This window comes from Oceanobacillus sp. E9, assembly GCF_001741975.1.
Taxonomy (GTDB): domain Bacteria; phylum Bacillota; class Bacilli; order Bacillales; family Amphibacillaceae; genus Oceanobacillus; species Oceanobacillus kimchii.
Window position 1 is genome coordinate 208,256 of sequence record NZ_LSNA01000008.1, and the last position, 16,402, is coordinate 224,657.

Consider the following 16,402-nt stretch of genomic DNA (forward strand, 5'->3'; position numbering starts at 1 on the left):
TTGTATATGCGCTTGTAGACTTTTACAATAGTAATATCAAAACCTAAAGGAGAGATACAAATGACCCAAAACGTAAAACTCGGTAAGTCAGATGTAATCATTAACCCGATTGGTTTAGGCGCTAATGCAGTTGGCGGCCACAATATTTATCCAAATTTAGATGAAGAAGTTGGAAAATCTCTGGTTCAAACTGGAATAGAAAACGGGCTAGATTTTATTGATACAGCATATGGTTATGGAAATGGTCGCTCAGAAGAGTTAATTGGACAAGTATTAACAAGTATGGGAAATCGATCAGATGTTGTTCTTGCTACCAAGGCTGCACAAACAGTCATAGATGGAGAAGCAGGAGTTAATAATTCTCCAACCTTCTTAAAAGAAGCTGTTGACGACAGTCTAAAACGACTGCAAACCGATTATATTGATTTATTCTATATCCATTTTCCTGATGAAAAGACGCCTAAAGATGAAGCAGTCGGGGCACTAAAAGAATTAAAAGACGCAGGAAAAATACGAGCTATAGGAATATCAAATTTTTCACCAGAACAAGTGAAAGAAGCCAATAAGGATGGATATGTGGATGTACTACAGGGACATTACAATTTATTAAAACGAGATGCAGAGACAGATTATTTCCCTTACACTTTGGATAATCATATTACCTTTATCCCTTACTTCCCTTTCGCTTCTGGAATTTTAGCAGGTAAATATTCTGTAAACAGTACGTTCGAAGACTTCCGTTCTGATATGCCACATTATCAAGGTGATCAATTTAAACAAATACTGGCCAAAGTAGATCAGTTAAAACAGCTTGCTTCTGATAAAAATACCGAAGTTGCTCATATTGTATTAGCTTGGTATTTAAAGCATAACGCAATTGATGCTGTCATCCCTGGTGCTAAACGGCCTGAACAAGTCATTAATAACCTTAGGGCACTAGATGTAACACTTACTGATAATGAATTCAGTATGATTAGTGAGCTTTTTGCAAAATAATAGTTGATGTATAAAAAGTAAGAAGCTTGTACAGAATTTACTGCACTCTAAAGCATGTGAGATTTTTCTTTAGAGGAGCATGTGATCATTGTACAAGCTTCTTTTTTCAGATTAGTTGACAAGGTAATATACATTCGATAAAATAAACTTAATTAAAGATAGTTTAATTAAAAATATTAAGGAGGAATAATAATGTCTGAGAACTTTTCATTAAAAGCATTTGTTGTCATTATGAAGGCTTCCCGCACACTAGAGGAAATTACAAAAAAAGATATCAAAAAGCACGGAATGCGCACTTCAGATTTTACGATATTAGAAGCATTGTATCATAAAGGCAAGCAAACTATTCGAGAAATTTCAGAAGCCGTATTAATTAATACTGGCTCTATCACATATGTCATTGATAAATTAGAGAATAACGGACTTCTTACCCGTTCGAGTAATCCTGATGACCGTCGTGCCGTTTATATCGAAATTACCGATAAGGGAAAAGAGATTATGGATGATATTTTTCCAAAACACCAACGGGTAATCGAAGAACTATTTGATGGAATTTCAGAAGAAGAAAAACAAACTGTTATTGATGTATTAAAAAAAGTAGGAACAAAAAATATGGGAGAAATAAATGAAAGGAAGTGAAAGAATGCAACATATTTTCAAACCTGGTTCGAATAAAAATAAACCTACTCTTTTATTATTACACGGTACAGGTGGAACAGAAAACGACTTACTGCCACTAGCTGAAATTATTGATAACGAAGCAAATATACTCAGTGTGCGAGGAAACGTGTTAGAAAATGGCATGCCTCGATTCTTCCGTAGACTCGCAGAAGGTGTGTTTGATGAGGAGGACCTAATTAAACGAACAGAAGAATTGCATCAATTTCTGAATGAAGCAAGTGCGAAATATAATTTTGACCGCAATAAAATAACAGCAGTTGGCTATTCTAACGGGGCGAACATAGCAGCAAGTCTATTATTCCATTATGAAAACTCTTTAGATCAAGCACTTCTCCATCATCCAATGGTGCCACGAAGAGGGATCGAGCTTCCGAATTTAACTGGTAAACGTGTATTTATCGCAGCTGGAACCAATGATCCAATATGCGCGCCAAAGGAATCTGAGGAGTTAGAACAATTACTCAAAGAAGCTGGTGCTGAAACAAAGCTTCATTGGGAGAATCATGGACATCAGTTAACAATTAGCGAAGTTAGAACTGCAGCTAGCTGGTACAACTAAATGATATAATTTAAGAAGTCGGGACAAAAAAGTATTTACTCAAAACATAAATCAGATTGAATGACTTCTAAAAAACCCGCTTCAGAAAGATACTTCGCTTATCCAGCGGTGGCTGGCGAGCCTCCGGATGCTTATGCATCTGGGTCTCACCTATGCCTTACTCCCAGGAGTAAATTTCTTACGCTTATTCTAGACCCCAATCCCCTTTAATTTCGGATAATGATATACACCATATAGGCAATGTAAAATAAAGCTAAAACTAATCCTTCTTTTCTTCCAATTCGATATTTCGTTCTTGAGAAAATAAGAAGTAAGACAGTTAAAATAATCATAAGCCATATATCCGTAAATATCTTTTCATTTACTGCAAGCGGTGTAATTACGGATGATGCACCTAACACAAATAAAATGTTAAAGATGTTACTTCCAACAATATTACCAAGTGCAATTTCACTTTCTTTTTTCAACGCAGCCGATATCGAAGTAACTAATTCAGGCAGGGAAGTTCCAATTGCAACAATCGTTAAACCGACAAGTGTTTCACTCATCCCTAATGAATAAGCAATTTCAGTAGCATTCGTTACAACAAGTTGACCTCCACCAATGATTCCAGCTAAACCAATAATGGTAATTAGTCCATTCTTCCCCCACGAAATATCTTCATTTGAAAAATCTTCCTCACTCGATTCTTTCCGGCTTTTTAAGCCAACTTCGATAATATAATACATAAAGATAGTTAAAAATAGTAACAGAATAAATCCATCACTTCTTGTTATCATATTCGAAGAAAGACCTTGAAGAAAAACATCGGACATAAGTATAAGTAAAGCGACACTTGCTAGTAAAGTAAATGGAATTTCTTTTTTTATTGTCTCATTTTGTACTCGAAGCGGAAAAATAAAAGCTGCTAAACCAACCGTGAGTGTAATATTAAAAATATTACTTCCTACGACATTACCAATGGATACATCTGCAGTTCCTTGTAATGCCGCAATAATACTAACAGTAGCTTCGGGTGAGCTCGTTCCTAATGCAACAATCGTTAACCCAATTAATATCGGTGGTACCCGGAGTAGTTTTGCAATATTAGATGAACCATCAACAAACCAGTCCGCTCCTTTTACTAACAATGCAAATCCTACTACCAACCAAACATACTCCACGTTTTCCACCCTTTCGATTATAAAAAGTAACTTGTATCCATTCTATCTTCTAATGGTTACTGCGTCCATTTCTATTGTTCACTACTTAATAAAATCATATTCCCTGCTGAATCTATGACGATATCATCCTCTGCCTTGTATCCTAAACGAGTTAATCGGTGAATAGCAGCTTGTTTTTTATCCTCAGAAGGATAACGCAACGTATAATATTTAATCCCGACTTCATTTTTTTGCGGGCTAGGTGCACCTTCTCCATTCCAGATATTAACCGCTAAGTGATGGTGATAGCCCCCATCGGATAAAAACAATGCACCTGGGTATTTTGTGACAATTTGAAACCCTAGACCCTCTGTGTAAAATTCCTTAGCTTTTGATAAATCGTCCACATGTAAATGAAGATGCCCAACAATGGTATTCTCTGGAGCACTATTCCATTTATGTTGAATAGCAGCTTCTAATAAACCATGCGCATCAAGGGGTTCTGTGCTCATGGTGACTTGATTATCTACATTCCATGACCATTCAGAAGAAGGACGGTCCCTTGCAATCTCTAAGCCATTTCCATCTGGATCTGAAATATATATCGCTTCGCTTACAATATGATCAGAAGCTCCAATTTTCACCTGATTTGAAATATCCAATTGCATAAAATGACGTAAAAAAGCTCCTAGGTCTTCCTTGGTTGGAAGTAATATAGCCACATGATATAAGCCTGTGGTTCTTCGTTGTTTTGAGATTACGTTCGTTGGTTGCTCCAAGGTTAGAATTACATCTTGACCATTGGCGCTGAGTTTTACTTGATTATTCTCTTTTCTTAATACATGTAACCCAAGTACCTCTTCATAAAATAAAATCGATCTTTCTAAATCACTTACTTGAAGTGTAACGTCTTGAATATACATTGTTGGTGTTTCAAAAAATTTATTTTCCATATTTATTCCCTCTTTTATTATGTTTAAATAGTAACTTACTTTATGTAATTAATTATATCTTTATAATTGAACCTGGTCAATATTGTCCAGCTTACCATCTATTGTTACCTGTGGGATAAATAATTTGCAGTAAAATAAAAACAGACCTTCATTTAAAAAGTCTGTTTTCTATTCAATATCATTCATGTTTAAAAGTTAAAGTAAAACCTTAAACAAACTCTTTTACATACTATCTCTTTTTTCTTCCCAAAGTTTTAAACGTTCTTCATGTGATACTTCTTTGTATACTTGATGTAACATCCATAAATATCCAAAAGGGTCAATAAACATAGCATTCGAAACGCCGTAGTCAGGAAGGTCTGTCACGGCTTGTACTTCAACACATCCCAGTTCCATCGCCTTAGTGTATGTGTCATTAATGTCAGGAACTAATACATTAAACCATATCGTTTTAGGATCATCTTGGCTTGGAGCTATTAATTCAAATTTTGGATTTTCATCCAGCATATGAAAACGTACTCCATAGAGACTGAAAATAACCTCGTTCTCACCCTTCGAGAATTTTGAAACCTCGACTCGCTCAATATCAAATATCTTCTCGTAATACTCCAATGCTTTTAAGCTATCTGATACTACTAAATCAATTTCTACTCCAGTCATTTTTATCACTCCTTTTATTTTTTTATCGTAGAGAGGGGTAAGAAAGCACACTTTCTTTAAAAAAAGTTACAAGTTACTATTGCCTAACCTATCTCAACCAAAAGTACAGAATCGTGAAAAAATCGTAGAAGCTAGTTTTCCTACTTCTACTTTATTAAATATCAAATTAATTTTACTATACTTAACAATCCGTTAGAAATATTATTTACTAAATTATAATGATTATATGCATTTTGACCGATTATAAGTAATTAAATGAAATTTTGTCAAATATAGTTCATTACAACTATTGTATTAATGGTTGTCTAAGATGTAAATTTATATTAGAATTTTATGAATAACTGAAAAAGTTACTATTTGAAGTTTGCTTTAAGGAGTTTTGATATGGATAATTCAAAAAATGCTAATAACCTCATGACTATTGTGATGCCTTTATGTATGGTATTAGGTTGTATTATCGGTATCATTTTAGGCATTGTCTTTCAATTAAACTTACTCTTGTCAATAACTATAGGAATTATACTAGGTTTTGCCAGCGGAATCATTGCCTACGTTATTTATAGTATAAAAGAAAAATAAGAAGAAGTTAAAAAAGCGTGTTCCTAAACACGCTTCTTTTTAATGGAGATTTAGTAGAGTTTTCATCGTTAATTACGAGAAAAATGTAGATTATACATGTACGAAAAAAAACATAATTAGTAGGGAAAACATTATGTTAGCAAAAATATTACTATAACTTATCAACCCTCCTCATATAGATATTTGTCCAACTATTATAAATTTAGTAAGGGACAAAAAGTAATAAACAATGCAATTAGTTTTTTGAGAATCTATGAATGCTTTTTACACAAATTTTACACAATACTATTTACAAATCTAGATAAACACTGTTATCATAATTTAGGTTTAACGTGGTTCGTAACCATCCCACGCAAAAAAACTAGGAGGACAATTAAATATGAACGTAAAAACGTTAGTAATTAATGGCTTAATAGCGGCTTTATATGTCGTTGTCTCTATAGCTATTGCACCATTCGGTTTTACAAATATACAATTTCGCATTTCAGAAATGTTTAATCATTTAGTCGTATTTGATAAGCGTTATTTCTTTGGAATTGTAATTGGAGTGTTTATCGTTAATCTTAATTCACCACTTGGTTGGTATGACCTCGTATTCGGGGTTGCTCACTCTGTTATTTCACTAGGAATTATTATTATCTTATCTAAATATATTAAGGACAAATTAACGCTCTTATTTCTAAATACGATTGTATTTACGTTTAATATGTTTATCATTGCGTTTGCATTGAACCTTGCACTAGAACTTCCTTTTTGGTTTACTTGGTTAACAACTGCAATTGGAGAATTTGGTGTACTATTAATCGGTATTCCATTATTCTATGCTTTGCACAAGCGACTACGTTTTGATAAGCTCATATAAAGTAAAAAGAACCTTAGACAAGTCTAAGGTTCTTTTTTGAAAGTCTACCATTTAAGAGAGGATGGGACAAAATGATTGTTAGAGAAAGAGAAGATGAATTGATATTAATAACACAAGATGATCATGCTCAAATATCAGGAGATATACTCGATAATTGGAATTTGGATCACTTTCAAGGTAAAGAATGGAGAAATTCTGTTCTTTATGCTGCTTACCAACATGATTTGGGGTGGAAAGAATTTGATCGCCAACCATTTTGGAATGATGTCACCAATCAACCTTATACATTTGCCGATTTCCCTAATGTACCTAAAACCGTATTATATAAGTATGGAATTAATGAAGTAGAAAAAGTGGATTTATACGCTGCATTACTGTGTAGTGAACATTACAAAAGATTTTTAGCTAATAATACTTCTCTTGAAGCACAAGCTTTTGTTGAACATGAAGAAACAAGACAAGAACGTATCATAGGGACACTTCCGAATTTCAACAAACGTTTGTTTGAATTTCATTACGGACTGCTCCAAATTTCAGATAATCTTTCATTATTTGCTTGTATGAACGAGCCTGGTGCTACCGGAGAAAAACAACATCCATTTTTCAAAAAAGGAATTCCAACGAATCATACTTTACACCATGTACTCAATGAACAGCTGCAAATAAACTGGCAAAATGAAGACACCATTGTTATGGATAACTTTCCATTTGATAAACCTTTTCCTATTTCTATTCAATATAAACAATTATCCAGACAAAAAATTCAACAACATGGTCTTATAGAAGCCTATGAACAAGCAACTCTAGAACAGCATCCCGTACTTATTTCTTCTCCAAGTCATATTAAAAAGGCTTCCGAGTAATTCGAAAGCCTTTTTCTGTGCTATCCCCCCCACTGATATGGAGTTTCTTGATAAACATAATAATTTAACCAATTGGAAAATAGTAGACTACAATGACTTTTCCAACGATATTTCGGATCCTTTTTCGGATTGTCGTCGGGAAAATAATTTTCTGGAATGGCCGTATCAATACCTCTTTGATGGTCACGAAGATATTCTTCTGCTAAAGTCTCTGCACTATATTCTAGATGCCCCGTTGCCATAATGTGCTTTCCATCTTTTGAAGCGAGTAAGAATACCCCAGCATCATCCGATTTTGCTAATAATTGTAGATCTGGATGTGTTTCAATCTCATCTATAGATACATCAGTATACCTAGAATGTGGTGCAAAGAAATAATCATCAAACCCTCGCACTAAACGTTCATGCGGATGAAGCAGCTTATGCTCATATACACCAAAACACTTTTGTGGCAAATGATATTTATCAATACCATAATGATGATAAAGAGCTGCCTGTGCCCCCCAACAAATATGCAATGTTGACGTAACATTATCTTTAGACCAATTCATTATCTCCTGTAATTCTTTCCAATAATCAACCTCCTCAAATGGCAAATGCTCTACAGGCGATCCTGTAATAATCATCCCGTCAAACTTCTTGGATTTTATTTCTTTAAACTTCTTATAAAAAGTATCCAAATGATACTTACTCGTATTCTTTGATTCATGCGAGGACATTCGTAAAAATGAAATATGAACTTGCAGAGGTGTGTTACCTAGAAATCGCAATAATTGCGTTTCTGTCTTTTGCTTTTCAGGCATTAAATTGAGGATTAATATATTCAGTGGTCGTATATCTTGCGTAATCGCACGTTGTTCATCCATCACAAAAATATTCTCTTTTTCTAATATATCTTTTGCAGGTAGGTGTATCGGTATTTTAATCGGCATCTCTCGTACCCTCCACAATTACAAATAAGTTATTTTTATTGTAAAGCCTCACGTGAAAAGTTCAACCCTATTTTGAAAATTTCATCTAAAAGATACAGATAATTACCCTTTCATTCACTTACTTTTTTACTTTTTTTGATGAGTTCCGATGTTTTACGAAGGTCCTCCATTTTATAATCTACATAACTTTTATAAACATCTATTGAAATAAACATCTGTATGCTCCTCCTCGAATATTTCTCACACTCTTTATTCTATTGACTCGGGATATTTTCGTCGTCGGCTAGTGGACCGATTTTATAGAACAAAGGCGCATGCGCCGGACATGGCTATTTAAGTTATTTAGTTATACACAGTACACAAATTTTTATAAACTCTATGCATGCACAAAAAAATGCTACTAGGACAGTAGCATTTTCTGTAACTTCAGATGTATGGTTTATCCTCCCAAGCCGAAAATACTGAAATGGTAGGAACAATCAAACCTTCATTTTGCATATCATAATATTTACCTTTATCCACCCACATAGCATCGACAACTTCATCTTCTTGAAAAGATAGCTCATCAATAGCTACATTCGAACGAAACAACCAAATATCTTGATGCGAGACATTTTTAGTTTGTTGAAGAATTAACTTCCCATCTTCTGGTATTAATTGCAACCCTATTTCCTCCGATACTTCTCTTAATACTGCTTGGAGACTATTTTCACCTTGAATAGCTGAGCCTCCAGTGTTCTCCCAGAATCCTCCGAAAGGCTTATGTGGATGCCTTTTTGATAACAAAACTTCATCCTTATCATTTTTTACCCATGCACGAACCACAAGATGAAAACACCCCTCGGGAATCTCTATTCCTCTTTGATGTGTTTTCCCTATTTTGTTTCGATTTATATCATATAAATCCCATATTTCCATTAGATTAAGCCACCTTTACTGTGAGAATATAGTTGTCTATTTACGGTCTAACTTTCCTAACTATGTTTCTAGGTGGTTGAATCTTTGAAGTGCCTGAAAGTTAATAGGCAAATTAAAGAAGTACAATAATGATCTAATAGATACTCCTTTTGGTAGCCCTTCTAATTCGATTGACTTATTCGTGCTTTTCGCTGTTGAAAATCAACATCTTTATAGTATGCATTTTTAACAAGTACATTGGGCCCTAAGCAAGATACTGCAGGACAATGACAATTTAAGCTTTTAGCTGTCTTTGTCTCCATCCAACGATCGTATGCGTTAGGTAAGGAATCCGCTTTTATATTTCCTAGCTTTGGTTCATCACCAAAGTCCGTAACAATTATATCACCCGTAAAAATATTTACATTCAACCGGGAACGACCATCTGGATCATTACGAACGGAAACATTGGGTTCTTTGTATAGACGCTTGAGCAATTCGATATCATTATCATTTCCACTGCATGCATAGAATGGCAAAGTCCCAAATAACATCCATAAGTCTTGGTTTCGATGATTTAACAATCGAGTAATCCCTTCTCGCATCTCATCTAAGGACAGAATCTCTAGATTTTCTGCAAAATCTACTGGATACATTGGATGGATTTCATGGCGAGCACAACCCATTTCCAGTACATGATTATGAATACTTTCTAAATGCGGAAATGTTCGTTTGTTCAACATTGTTTCAGCAGAAACCATCACACCTTCTTTGGATAATCGTTGTGCATTTTCTACCATCCTTTCAAAATACTTGGCACGATTTTCTTCAGAAGGTTTTCGGTCCATTAATGCAAATCCTGTCTCCGCAAATTCTTCAACCGTTCCCCAGTTATGTGAAATATGTAATACATCTAAAAAGGGAACAATTTCTTCATATCGATTATATGGCAAAGTTAAGTTGGAATTCATCTGTGTCTTAATGCCACGCCTATGGGCATATTTCAGTAAAGGCAAGACATATTGACGAACCGATTTTTTATTCATCATTGGTTCCCCACCTGTAATACTTAACGTTCGCAAATGTGGGATTTCATCTAATCGTTTCTCTATCAGTTCCATTGGCAATGCATCTGGATCCATTTGTTGTAAGGTATACCCTACAGCGCAATGTGCACAACGCATATTACACATATACGTCGTTGTAAATTCAATATTAGATAATGTCATTTTCCCGTGTTCCTTTACATCCATGTAAGCTTCCCATGGATCATTGGTTGGTGACATTGGTTGATTTATTGTACGTACACTCATTTTTTACAAAACTTCCTTTCTATTTACCTTATTCATTTTAACATGCCTACCATTTCTTGCTTACCCCTCATTTATAATTGACCGAGATTTACACAGAAAAAATACTGAAATTCCGATTATTTTTAATCCCATTGGAAAAGATAAAAAAGAATATATTTGTTTGTATTGACTAAAATCAAATGAAATGAGGAACAAACATGACAAAAAAAGATGAATCTATGAACAAAAGTAACTTAGAAAATGATATGTCACTTACAAATCGTCAAGGTCATCCTGTCACAAACAATCAAAACATACGCACAGTGAGTAACCGAGGTCCTGCTACATTAGAAAACTATGATTTCATTGAGAAAATTAGTCATTTTGACCGTGAAAAAATTCCAGAAAGAATCGTTCATGCACGAGGAGCTGGAGCCCATGGATACTTTGAAACGTATGGTACTGTTGGAAATGATCCAGTGTCCAAATATACACGAGCAAAAGTATTTCAAGATAAAGGTAAACAAACTCCTGTATTTGTACGTTTTTCTACAGTAGTACATGGAAATCACTCTCCAGAAACGGTTCGTGATCCACGTGGATTCGCGGTTAAATTTTATACAGAAGATGGAAATTGGGATTTAGTAGGAAATAACATTAAAATCTTTTTTATTCGAGATGCAATGAAATTCCCGGATATGATTCACGCCTTCCGTCCAGATCCTGTAACTAACATTCAAGATTCTGAAAGATTCTTTGATTTTTGTGCAAATTCTCCAGAATCCTTTCATATGGTGACGTTTATATATTCACCTTGGGGAATTCCAGCAAATTACCGGATGATGCAAGGCTCTGGAGTGAATACGTATAAGTGGGTTAATAAAGATGGTGAGGCTGTACTTGTGAAGTATCACTGGGAACCAAAGCAAGGCATTAAAAATTTAACTGCCAAAGAAGCTGAAGAGATTCAAGCTACCAACTTCAACCATGCGACACAAGATTTATACGATGCAATCGAAAATGGAGACTACCCAGAATGGGAGTTATTTGTTCAAATTATGAGTGATGGTGAACATCCAGAACTAGACTTTGACCCTTTAGACGATACTAAATTGTGGCCAGAGGATCAGTTCCCATGGCATCCAGTCGGTAAAATGGTATTAAATAAAAACCCTGAAAATTACTTTACAGAAGTAGAACAAGCCGCATTTGGAACTGGCGTTTTAGTAGATGGATTAGACTTCTCTGACGATAAAATGCTGCAAGGAAGGACGTTCTCTTATTCCGATACTCAACGCTATCGTGTAGGAGCAAACTATCTGCAAGTACCAGTTAATGAATCTAAGAAACGTGTCGCTACCAACCATGAAGGTGGTCAACTGCGTCAGAAAAATGATAAAGCACCTGCACAAAATCCACATATCAACTATGAGCCATCTGTACTTGGAGGCCTAGAAGAAACAGAACAAACCGGTAAAGAATACACGCCTCACATTGAGGGGAATCTTGTACGCGAATCCATTGATCGGAACGATAATACAAAACAAGCTGGACATACATTCCGTGAATTCGAGGAATGGGAAAAAGCAGAATTAATTTCCAATTTAGTCGGTGACTTATCTGTAAGTGACCAACGCATCCAAGATAAAATGATTGCGTTAGCAGAAGAAGCAGACGAAGAATATGGCAGACGTTTACGCGAAGGATTAGCAGAAGCGAAGAAAATGGGTACACCACATAATCCTTTAGGTGCAAAAGATGCTGAACAAGCGCCGAAAAAAGCAATAGACAAAGGACATGAGGCTGATCCCTATTAAGTTAAAAAATATGAAAACCCGAACTATCAAATCTGTAGTTCGGGTTTTCATATGACCATGTTAATGAGTTACCATTTCCGCTTCGTCTCTTGAATTCTGGGCACTCATCATGCTTATAAGTTACCTTTTTCGCCTCATCCTCCGTATTATGGGCATTCATTAAGCTTTTGAGTTACCTTATCAGCCTTGTCCTCCGTATTATGGGCACTCATCATGCCTTTGAGTTACCTTATCAGCCTTGTATTCCGTATTATGGGCACTCATCATGCTTTTGAGTTACCTTATCAGCCTTGTCTTCCGTATTATGGGCACTCATTAAGCTTTTGAGTTACCTTATCAGCCTCGTCCTCCGTATTATGGGCACTCATTAAGCTTTTGAGTTACCTTATCAGCCTCGTCCTCCGTATTATGGGCACTCATCTCATCGGCATTTTTCCTGTTAAGATGAATGTTCTACTATTTCAGATGGTTTCATCCATCTTGATACTAATCCATGCTTTGGTGATAAAAGAAAGCTTATTAAGAAAATAAGTCCAGTTGCAAATGCCATTGATCCAGAAATAGATGTATCTAGCCAAGTTGCAATCCAATATCCAACGATAGCTGCTAATACACCAAAACTTCCACTCAACAGTAACATAACAATCAACTTATCTGTCCATAAATACGCTGCTGCTGCTGGAGTAATTAACATGGCCACAACGAGTATCGCACCTACCGCATCAAAAGAAGCTACAGTGGTTACCGAGACTAGTGTCATAAACACATAATGTAGTAACAATACTGGTATACCAATACTTGCAGCTAAAGCTGGATCAAAGGACGTTATTTTCCATTCCTTATAGAAAGCAACGATAAAGAAAATAACAATCAATAATACTATCGCTAATAATGCCGTAGCCCGAGGTATATCTCCGATTATCGGGAGACTTACAGTTGTAAACGGAATAAACGTAATTTCACCCATTAATGCGTGTTTTACATCAAGATGAACATTCCCAACTGAAGTAGATATTAAGATGACACCGATAGCAAATAACGTAGTAAATACAATCCCTAGTGAGGCATCATGTTGTACTTTTAGGGAGTTTAACATTTGAACAAGAAATGCTGTTAATATTCCAGCTAAAATTCCTCCAACTAGCATCGCAGTTCCACTTAATTGTTGTGTAACCATATAGGCCAACACAATTCCTAATAAAACCGTATGACTTATTGCATCCGCCATCATCGCTTGCTTTCTCAAAATCAGAAATACACCAATTAATCCACAGGAAAGGCCAACAAGTGCAGCAGTTAAAATAATCCAAGCTGTATACGTCATGATGCATCACCATCTTTTATAGCTAATATACTATTGGAATTTCGTTGTTGTATCTTAAATTGAATATAACGAATGATAATACCTTTCTCTTTTCCAAATAATAAAGAACCAATAAAGAATATCGCAGAAGCTACAACGATAAATGGTCCAGTTGGCAGGCCACTACCTGTTGAACTAATCCATGAACCAACTGCTCCCGATATCCCTCCAAATGTTGCAGATAGTAGAATCATATATCTAAAGGAATGCGTCCAGTATCTTGCGCTAACTGCTGGAATAATAAGCATCGCTGCCATTAAAATGACTCCAACTGCCTGAATCCCGATTACAATCGTGGTTACGAGAACAAGTGTATAAAGTGCATTCATTCCACGTATAGACATCCCTATTCCTTTTGCAAAAGAAGCATCGAATAAGTAAAGCTTCCATTCTTTAAATCCAATAAATACGATAAATATAACAATCCCAGCAAGTACAATCATTGTCACTACGTCAGAGCGAACCATTGCGGCAGCTTGCCCGTAGATGAAGCTGTCTAATCCACTTTGATTACCACCCGCAGAACGATTAGCAATAGATAACAGCATTACTCCAACACCGTAAAATACAGAAAGAACCATACCCATTGCTGTATCCTCGGTTATTCGACTAGATCCTGTTATCCATTGGATTAAAAAGGCCCCAAGCAACGCACTCGTAGCCGCTCCAAGCACTAGCAATAATAAATTTTTCTCGCCAATGATTAAAAAGGCAATAACTACTCCAGGTAAGGCGGCATGAGAAAGCGCATCACTCATTAGATTTTGTTTTTTCCAATAAGCTAAGCAGCCAATAACACCTGCTGCTATTCCTAAGATAGCAGTGCTAAGTAGTACCCACATTGTATTACTATGAAGTAGTGTGGACCACATACTGATCTCCCTCTCCAATCCATTGCATATTACCGCCATATGTTTTCGCTATGTTCTCTTTGGTAAAGATGTCGTCCGTCTTTCCATACGCATATACTGTACGATTTAAAAATAATACATGATCAAAATATTCCGGAACTGTCTGTAAATCATGATGCACAACCATTACTGTTTTTCCTTGTTGTTTTAATTCCTGGAGAATTGCCATAATTGCTTTTTCTGTAGACGCATCTACTCCAGCTAGTGGTTCATCCATAAAGTATAAATCAGCATTTTGAACTAAAGCACGTGCTAAAAAGACACGCTGTTGTTGCCCTCCAGAAAGTTGACTGATTTGACGATGCGCATAGGCATTCATCCCCATCTTATCCAACGCTTCCATCGCTTTCCCTTTGTCTTTTTTCGAAGGTGTACGGAGCCAACCGATCTTGCCATAGAGCCCCATCGTCACTACATCTAAGGCATCAGTAGGAAAATCCCAATCAACCGAACCACGCTGCGGTACATATCCAATCTTTTTCTTCGTTTTTTTGAACGTCTGTCCCCAAAAGTTTACCTTACCAGTTAATATTGGATGAAGTCCGAGCATCGTTTTAATTAAAGTTGATTTTCCTGCACCATTTGGTCCAACGATTCCTGTTAGTGTACCTTCTTCCACTCGAAACTGAACATTCTCTAATACTTTATTTTTTTGATAAGAAGCAGATAAATCATCTACATGTATGACAGATGACCCCACTTTAATCATCTCCCCTAGTTAATGCTTCATGAATGGTATCTATATTATGCTGATACATGCCAATATAAGTACCTTCATCTGTACCTTTTTCACCCATTGCGTCCGAGAATAATTCTCCACCAAGTTGTACATCTACATCATTACTCGAAGCACCTTCAATAACTGCATTGATGGAATCTTGGTTTACGCTACTTTCAACAAAAATTGCCGGCACTTTGTATTCCTCAATTAATCCAATAGTTTCATTAATATCTGAAACGCCAATTTCACCTTCTGTACTTAGACCTTGTAGTCCAACTACTTCCATGTCATGCTGGTTTCCAAAATAACCAAATGCATCATGAGCAGTTACTAACACACGTTGCTCTTCCGGTATTTCTTCTAGCTTTTCTGCACTCTCTCGTAAGCTATCTAACTCTTCAAAATAGGCTTGTTTATTCGCTTCAAATTCGTCTGCATGTTCTGGTGCATATTCTTTTAATTCTTCAACCGCTGCATTTAGAGCGCTCTCCCAAAGGTCTATATCAAACCAAATATGCGGATCTACCGCCCCTTCTTCGTCTTCTAGTAATTGTTCTTCTGAAAGTGTATCTCCAATTGCTAAGACAGGTTTTTCAGTACCGATAGAATCAAATACATCGACCATATTCACTTCCAAATTTAACCCATTATAAAAGATTAAATCTGCACTATCGACTTTTGAGATATCGCTTTGTGTCGGATTGTATAAATGCGGGTCCACCGAAGGTCCCATCAAACTTTCAACATTTACATGTTCTCCACCAATTACAGATAGAGGTTCACCGATTTGCGCAATAGTCGTGACTACATTTATTTTTTCCTCTTTATTACTAGTAGTCTCTTCACTTGATCCACATGCTGCTAAAAATAATAGTCCAACAATCATTGCTAATCCCCATATGTTTTTCTTAAAACTTTTCATTTTGTGTTCCCCTTTCAATTTTGCCTTAGGTAAACTTTATTCGTTAATCCCTACATTATGCTTAGTTTTTTATTTTGTCAAGTAAATTTTATGCAGGATACTTTTTTGCGCCAAGGAAACTTTTTTACTATAAAAAAAGAGGTCAGGGCAATAGTATTTACTCAAAAGATACATTTAAATGAACTGCTTTAGAAATATACTGCACTATGCATCGGGAAACTTACCTTTGTATTCCTCAAAAAAAATCTTCGT

Annotated in this window: 17 protein-coding genes and 1 riboswitch; of the genes, 7 read left to right on the plus strand and 10 right to left on the minus strand. The window is 35.8% G+C overall.

Annotation, left to right across the window (positions count from 1 at the left end; all coding sequences use genetic code 11):
* Positions 1–60 precede the first annotated feature (60 nt).
* The 3 genes from AQ616_RS14690 to AQ616_RS14700 all read left to right on the plus strand — a co-directional run bounded on the left by AQ616_RS14690 (position 61) and on the right by AQ616_RS14700 (position 2,236).
* Positions 61–996, plus strand: coding sequence for an aldo/keto reductase (locus AQ616_RS14690; protein WP_069686111.1), 936 nt, complete (start codon positions 61–63; stop codon positions 994–996).
* Between the two features lie 192 nt (positions 997–1,188).
* Positions 1,189–1,635, plus strand: a complete 447-nt coding sequence (locus AQ616_RS14695) for a MarR family winged helix-turn-helix transcriptional regulator (RefSeq protein ID WP_017795516.1) — start codon at positions 1,189–1,191, stop codon at positions 1,633–1,635.
* A gap of 4 nt (positions 1,636–1,639) precedes the next feature.
* Positions 1,640–2,236, plus strand: a complete 597-nt coding sequence (locus tag AQ616_RS14700) for an alpha/beta hydrolase (RefSeq protein WP_069686273.1) — start codon at positions 1,640–1,642, stop codon at positions 2,234–2,236.
* A gap of 206 nt (positions 2,237–2,442) precedes the next feature.
* Here the strand turns inward: AQ616_RS14700 and AQ616_RS14705 are convergent, their stop codons facing one another.
* From AQ616_RS14705 to AQ616_RS14715, 3 genes are all read right to left on the minus strand, one after another.
* Positions 2,443–3,399 (minus strand): calcium/sodium antiporter, encoded by a 957-nt coding sequence (locus AQ616_RS14705; RefSeq protein WP_017795514.1) that lies wholly within the window; start codon positions 3,397–3,399, stop codon positions 2,443–2,445.
* 71 nt (positions 3,400–3,470) lie between these two features.
* Entirely contained in the window at positions 3,471–4,331 is an 861-nt protein-coding gene (locus AQ616_RS14710; protein ID WP_069686112.1) for a VOC family protein, read from the minus strand.
* 222 nt (positions 4,332–4,553) lie between these two features.
* A complete protein-coding gene (locus AQ616_RS14715) occupies positions 4,554–4,991 on the minus strand; it encodes a VOC family protein (protein WP_017795512.1) in 438 nt (145 codons plus the stop codon).
* A 384-nt stretch (positions 4,992–5,375) separates the two neighbouring features.
* On the opposite strand from AQ616_RS14715, the gene AQ616_RS14720 reads away from it, so the two are divergent.
* From AQ616_RS14720 to AQ616_RS14730, 3 genes are all read left to right on the plus strand, one after another.
* Positions 5,376–5,570 carry a hypothetical protein gene (locus AQ616_RS14720; protein ID WP_017795511.1) on the plus strand — a complete coding sequence of 65 codons (195 nt, stop codon included), beginning with the start codon at positions 5,376–5,378 and terminating at the stop codon, positions 5,568–5,570.
* 326 nt (positions 5,571–5,896) lie between these two features.
* A riboswitch (PreQ1 riboswitch) is annotated at positions 5,897–5,941 on the plus strand.
* An 8-nt stretch (positions 5,942–5,949) separates the two neighbouring features.
* Positions 5,950–6,432, plus strand: a complete 483-nt coding sequence (locus AQ616_RS14725; RefSeq protein ID WP_069686113.1) for a QueT transporter family protein — start codon at positions 5,950–5,952, stop codon at positions 6,430–6,432.
* 71 nt (positions 6,433–6,503) lie between these two features.
* Positions 6,504–7,295, plus strand: a complete 792-nt coding sequence (locus tag AQ616_RS14730) for a DUF3891 family protein (RefSeq protein ID WP_069686114.1) — start codon at positions 6,504–6,506, stop codon at positions 7,293–7,295.
* Between the two features lie 20 nt (positions 7,296–7,315).
* Here AQ616_RS14730 and metA read toward each other — a convergent pair whose 3' ends face one another.
* The 3 genes from metA to yfkAB form a co-directional block, all read right to left on the minus strand.
* Complete coding sequence (gene metA, locus AQ616_RS14735) at positions 7,316–8,227, minus strand: homoserine O-acetyltransferase MetA (RefSeq protein ID WP_017795508.1); 912 nt, start codon at positions 8,225–8,227, stop codon at positions 7,316–7,318.
* Between the two features lie 426 nt (positions 8,228–8,653).
* Positions 8,654–9,145 (minus strand): NUDIX hydrolase, encoded by a 492-nt coding sequence (locus AQ616_RS14740; RefSeq protein ID WP_017795506.1) that lies wholly within the window; start codon positions 9,143–9,145, stop codon positions 8,654–8,656.
* 161 nt (positions 9,146–9,306) lie between these two features.
* Positions 9,307–10,437 (minus strand): radical SAM/CxCxxxxC motif protein YfkAB, encoded by a 1,131-nt coding sequence (gene yfkAB / locus AQ616_RS14745; protein ID WP_069686115.1) that lies wholly within the window; start codon positions 10,435–10,437, stop codon positions 9,307–9,309.
* Positions 10,438–10,634: 197 nt separating this feature from the next.
* Between yfkAB and AQ616_RS14750 the strand changes: the two genes are divergently transcribed.
* Complete coding sequence (locus AQ616_RS14750) at positions 10,635–12,233, plus strand: catalase (protein WP_069686116.1); 1,599 nt, start codon at positions 10,635–10,637, stop codon at positions 12,231–12,233.
* A 439-nt stretch (positions 12,234–12,672) separates the two neighbouring features.
* Here the strand turns inward: AQ616_RS14750 and AQ616_RS14755 are convergent, their stop codons facing one another.
* From AQ616_RS14755 to AQ616_RS14770, 4 genes are read right to left on the minus strand one after another with little or no spacing between them, the layout of a single operon-like run.
* Positions 12,673–13,557, minus strand: coding sequence for a metal ABC transporter permease (locus AQ616_RS14755; RefSeq protein ID WP_017795503.1), 885 nt, complete (start codon positions 13,555–13,557; stop codon positions 12,673–12,675).
* Positions 13,554–14,468, minus strand: a complete 915-nt coding sequence (locus AQ616_RS14760; RefSeq protein ID WP_069686117.1) for a metal ABC transporter permease — start codon at positions 14,466–14,468, stop codon at positions 13,554–13,556. Before AQ616_RS14760 ends, AQ616_RS14755 begins: the two co-directional genes overlap by 4 nt.
* Complete coding sequence (locus tag AQ616_RS14765) at positions 14,446–15,216, minus strand: metal ABC transporter ATP-binding protein (protein WP_069686118.1); 771 nt, start codon at positions 15,214–15,216, stop codon at positions 14,446–14,448. Before AQ616_RS14765 ends, AQ616_RS14760 begins: the two co-directional genes overlap by 23 nt.
* Positions 15,209–16,150, minus strand: a complete 942-nt coding sequence (locus AQ616_RS14770; RefSeq protein ID WP_069686119.1) for a metal ABC transporter solute-binding protein, Zn/Mn family — start codon at positions 16,148–16,150, stop codon at positions 15,209–15,211. The genes AQ616_RS14765 and AQ616_RS14770 overlap by 8 nt, the downstream gene beginning before the upstream one ends.
* Positions 16,151–16,402: the final 252 nt, after the last annotated feature.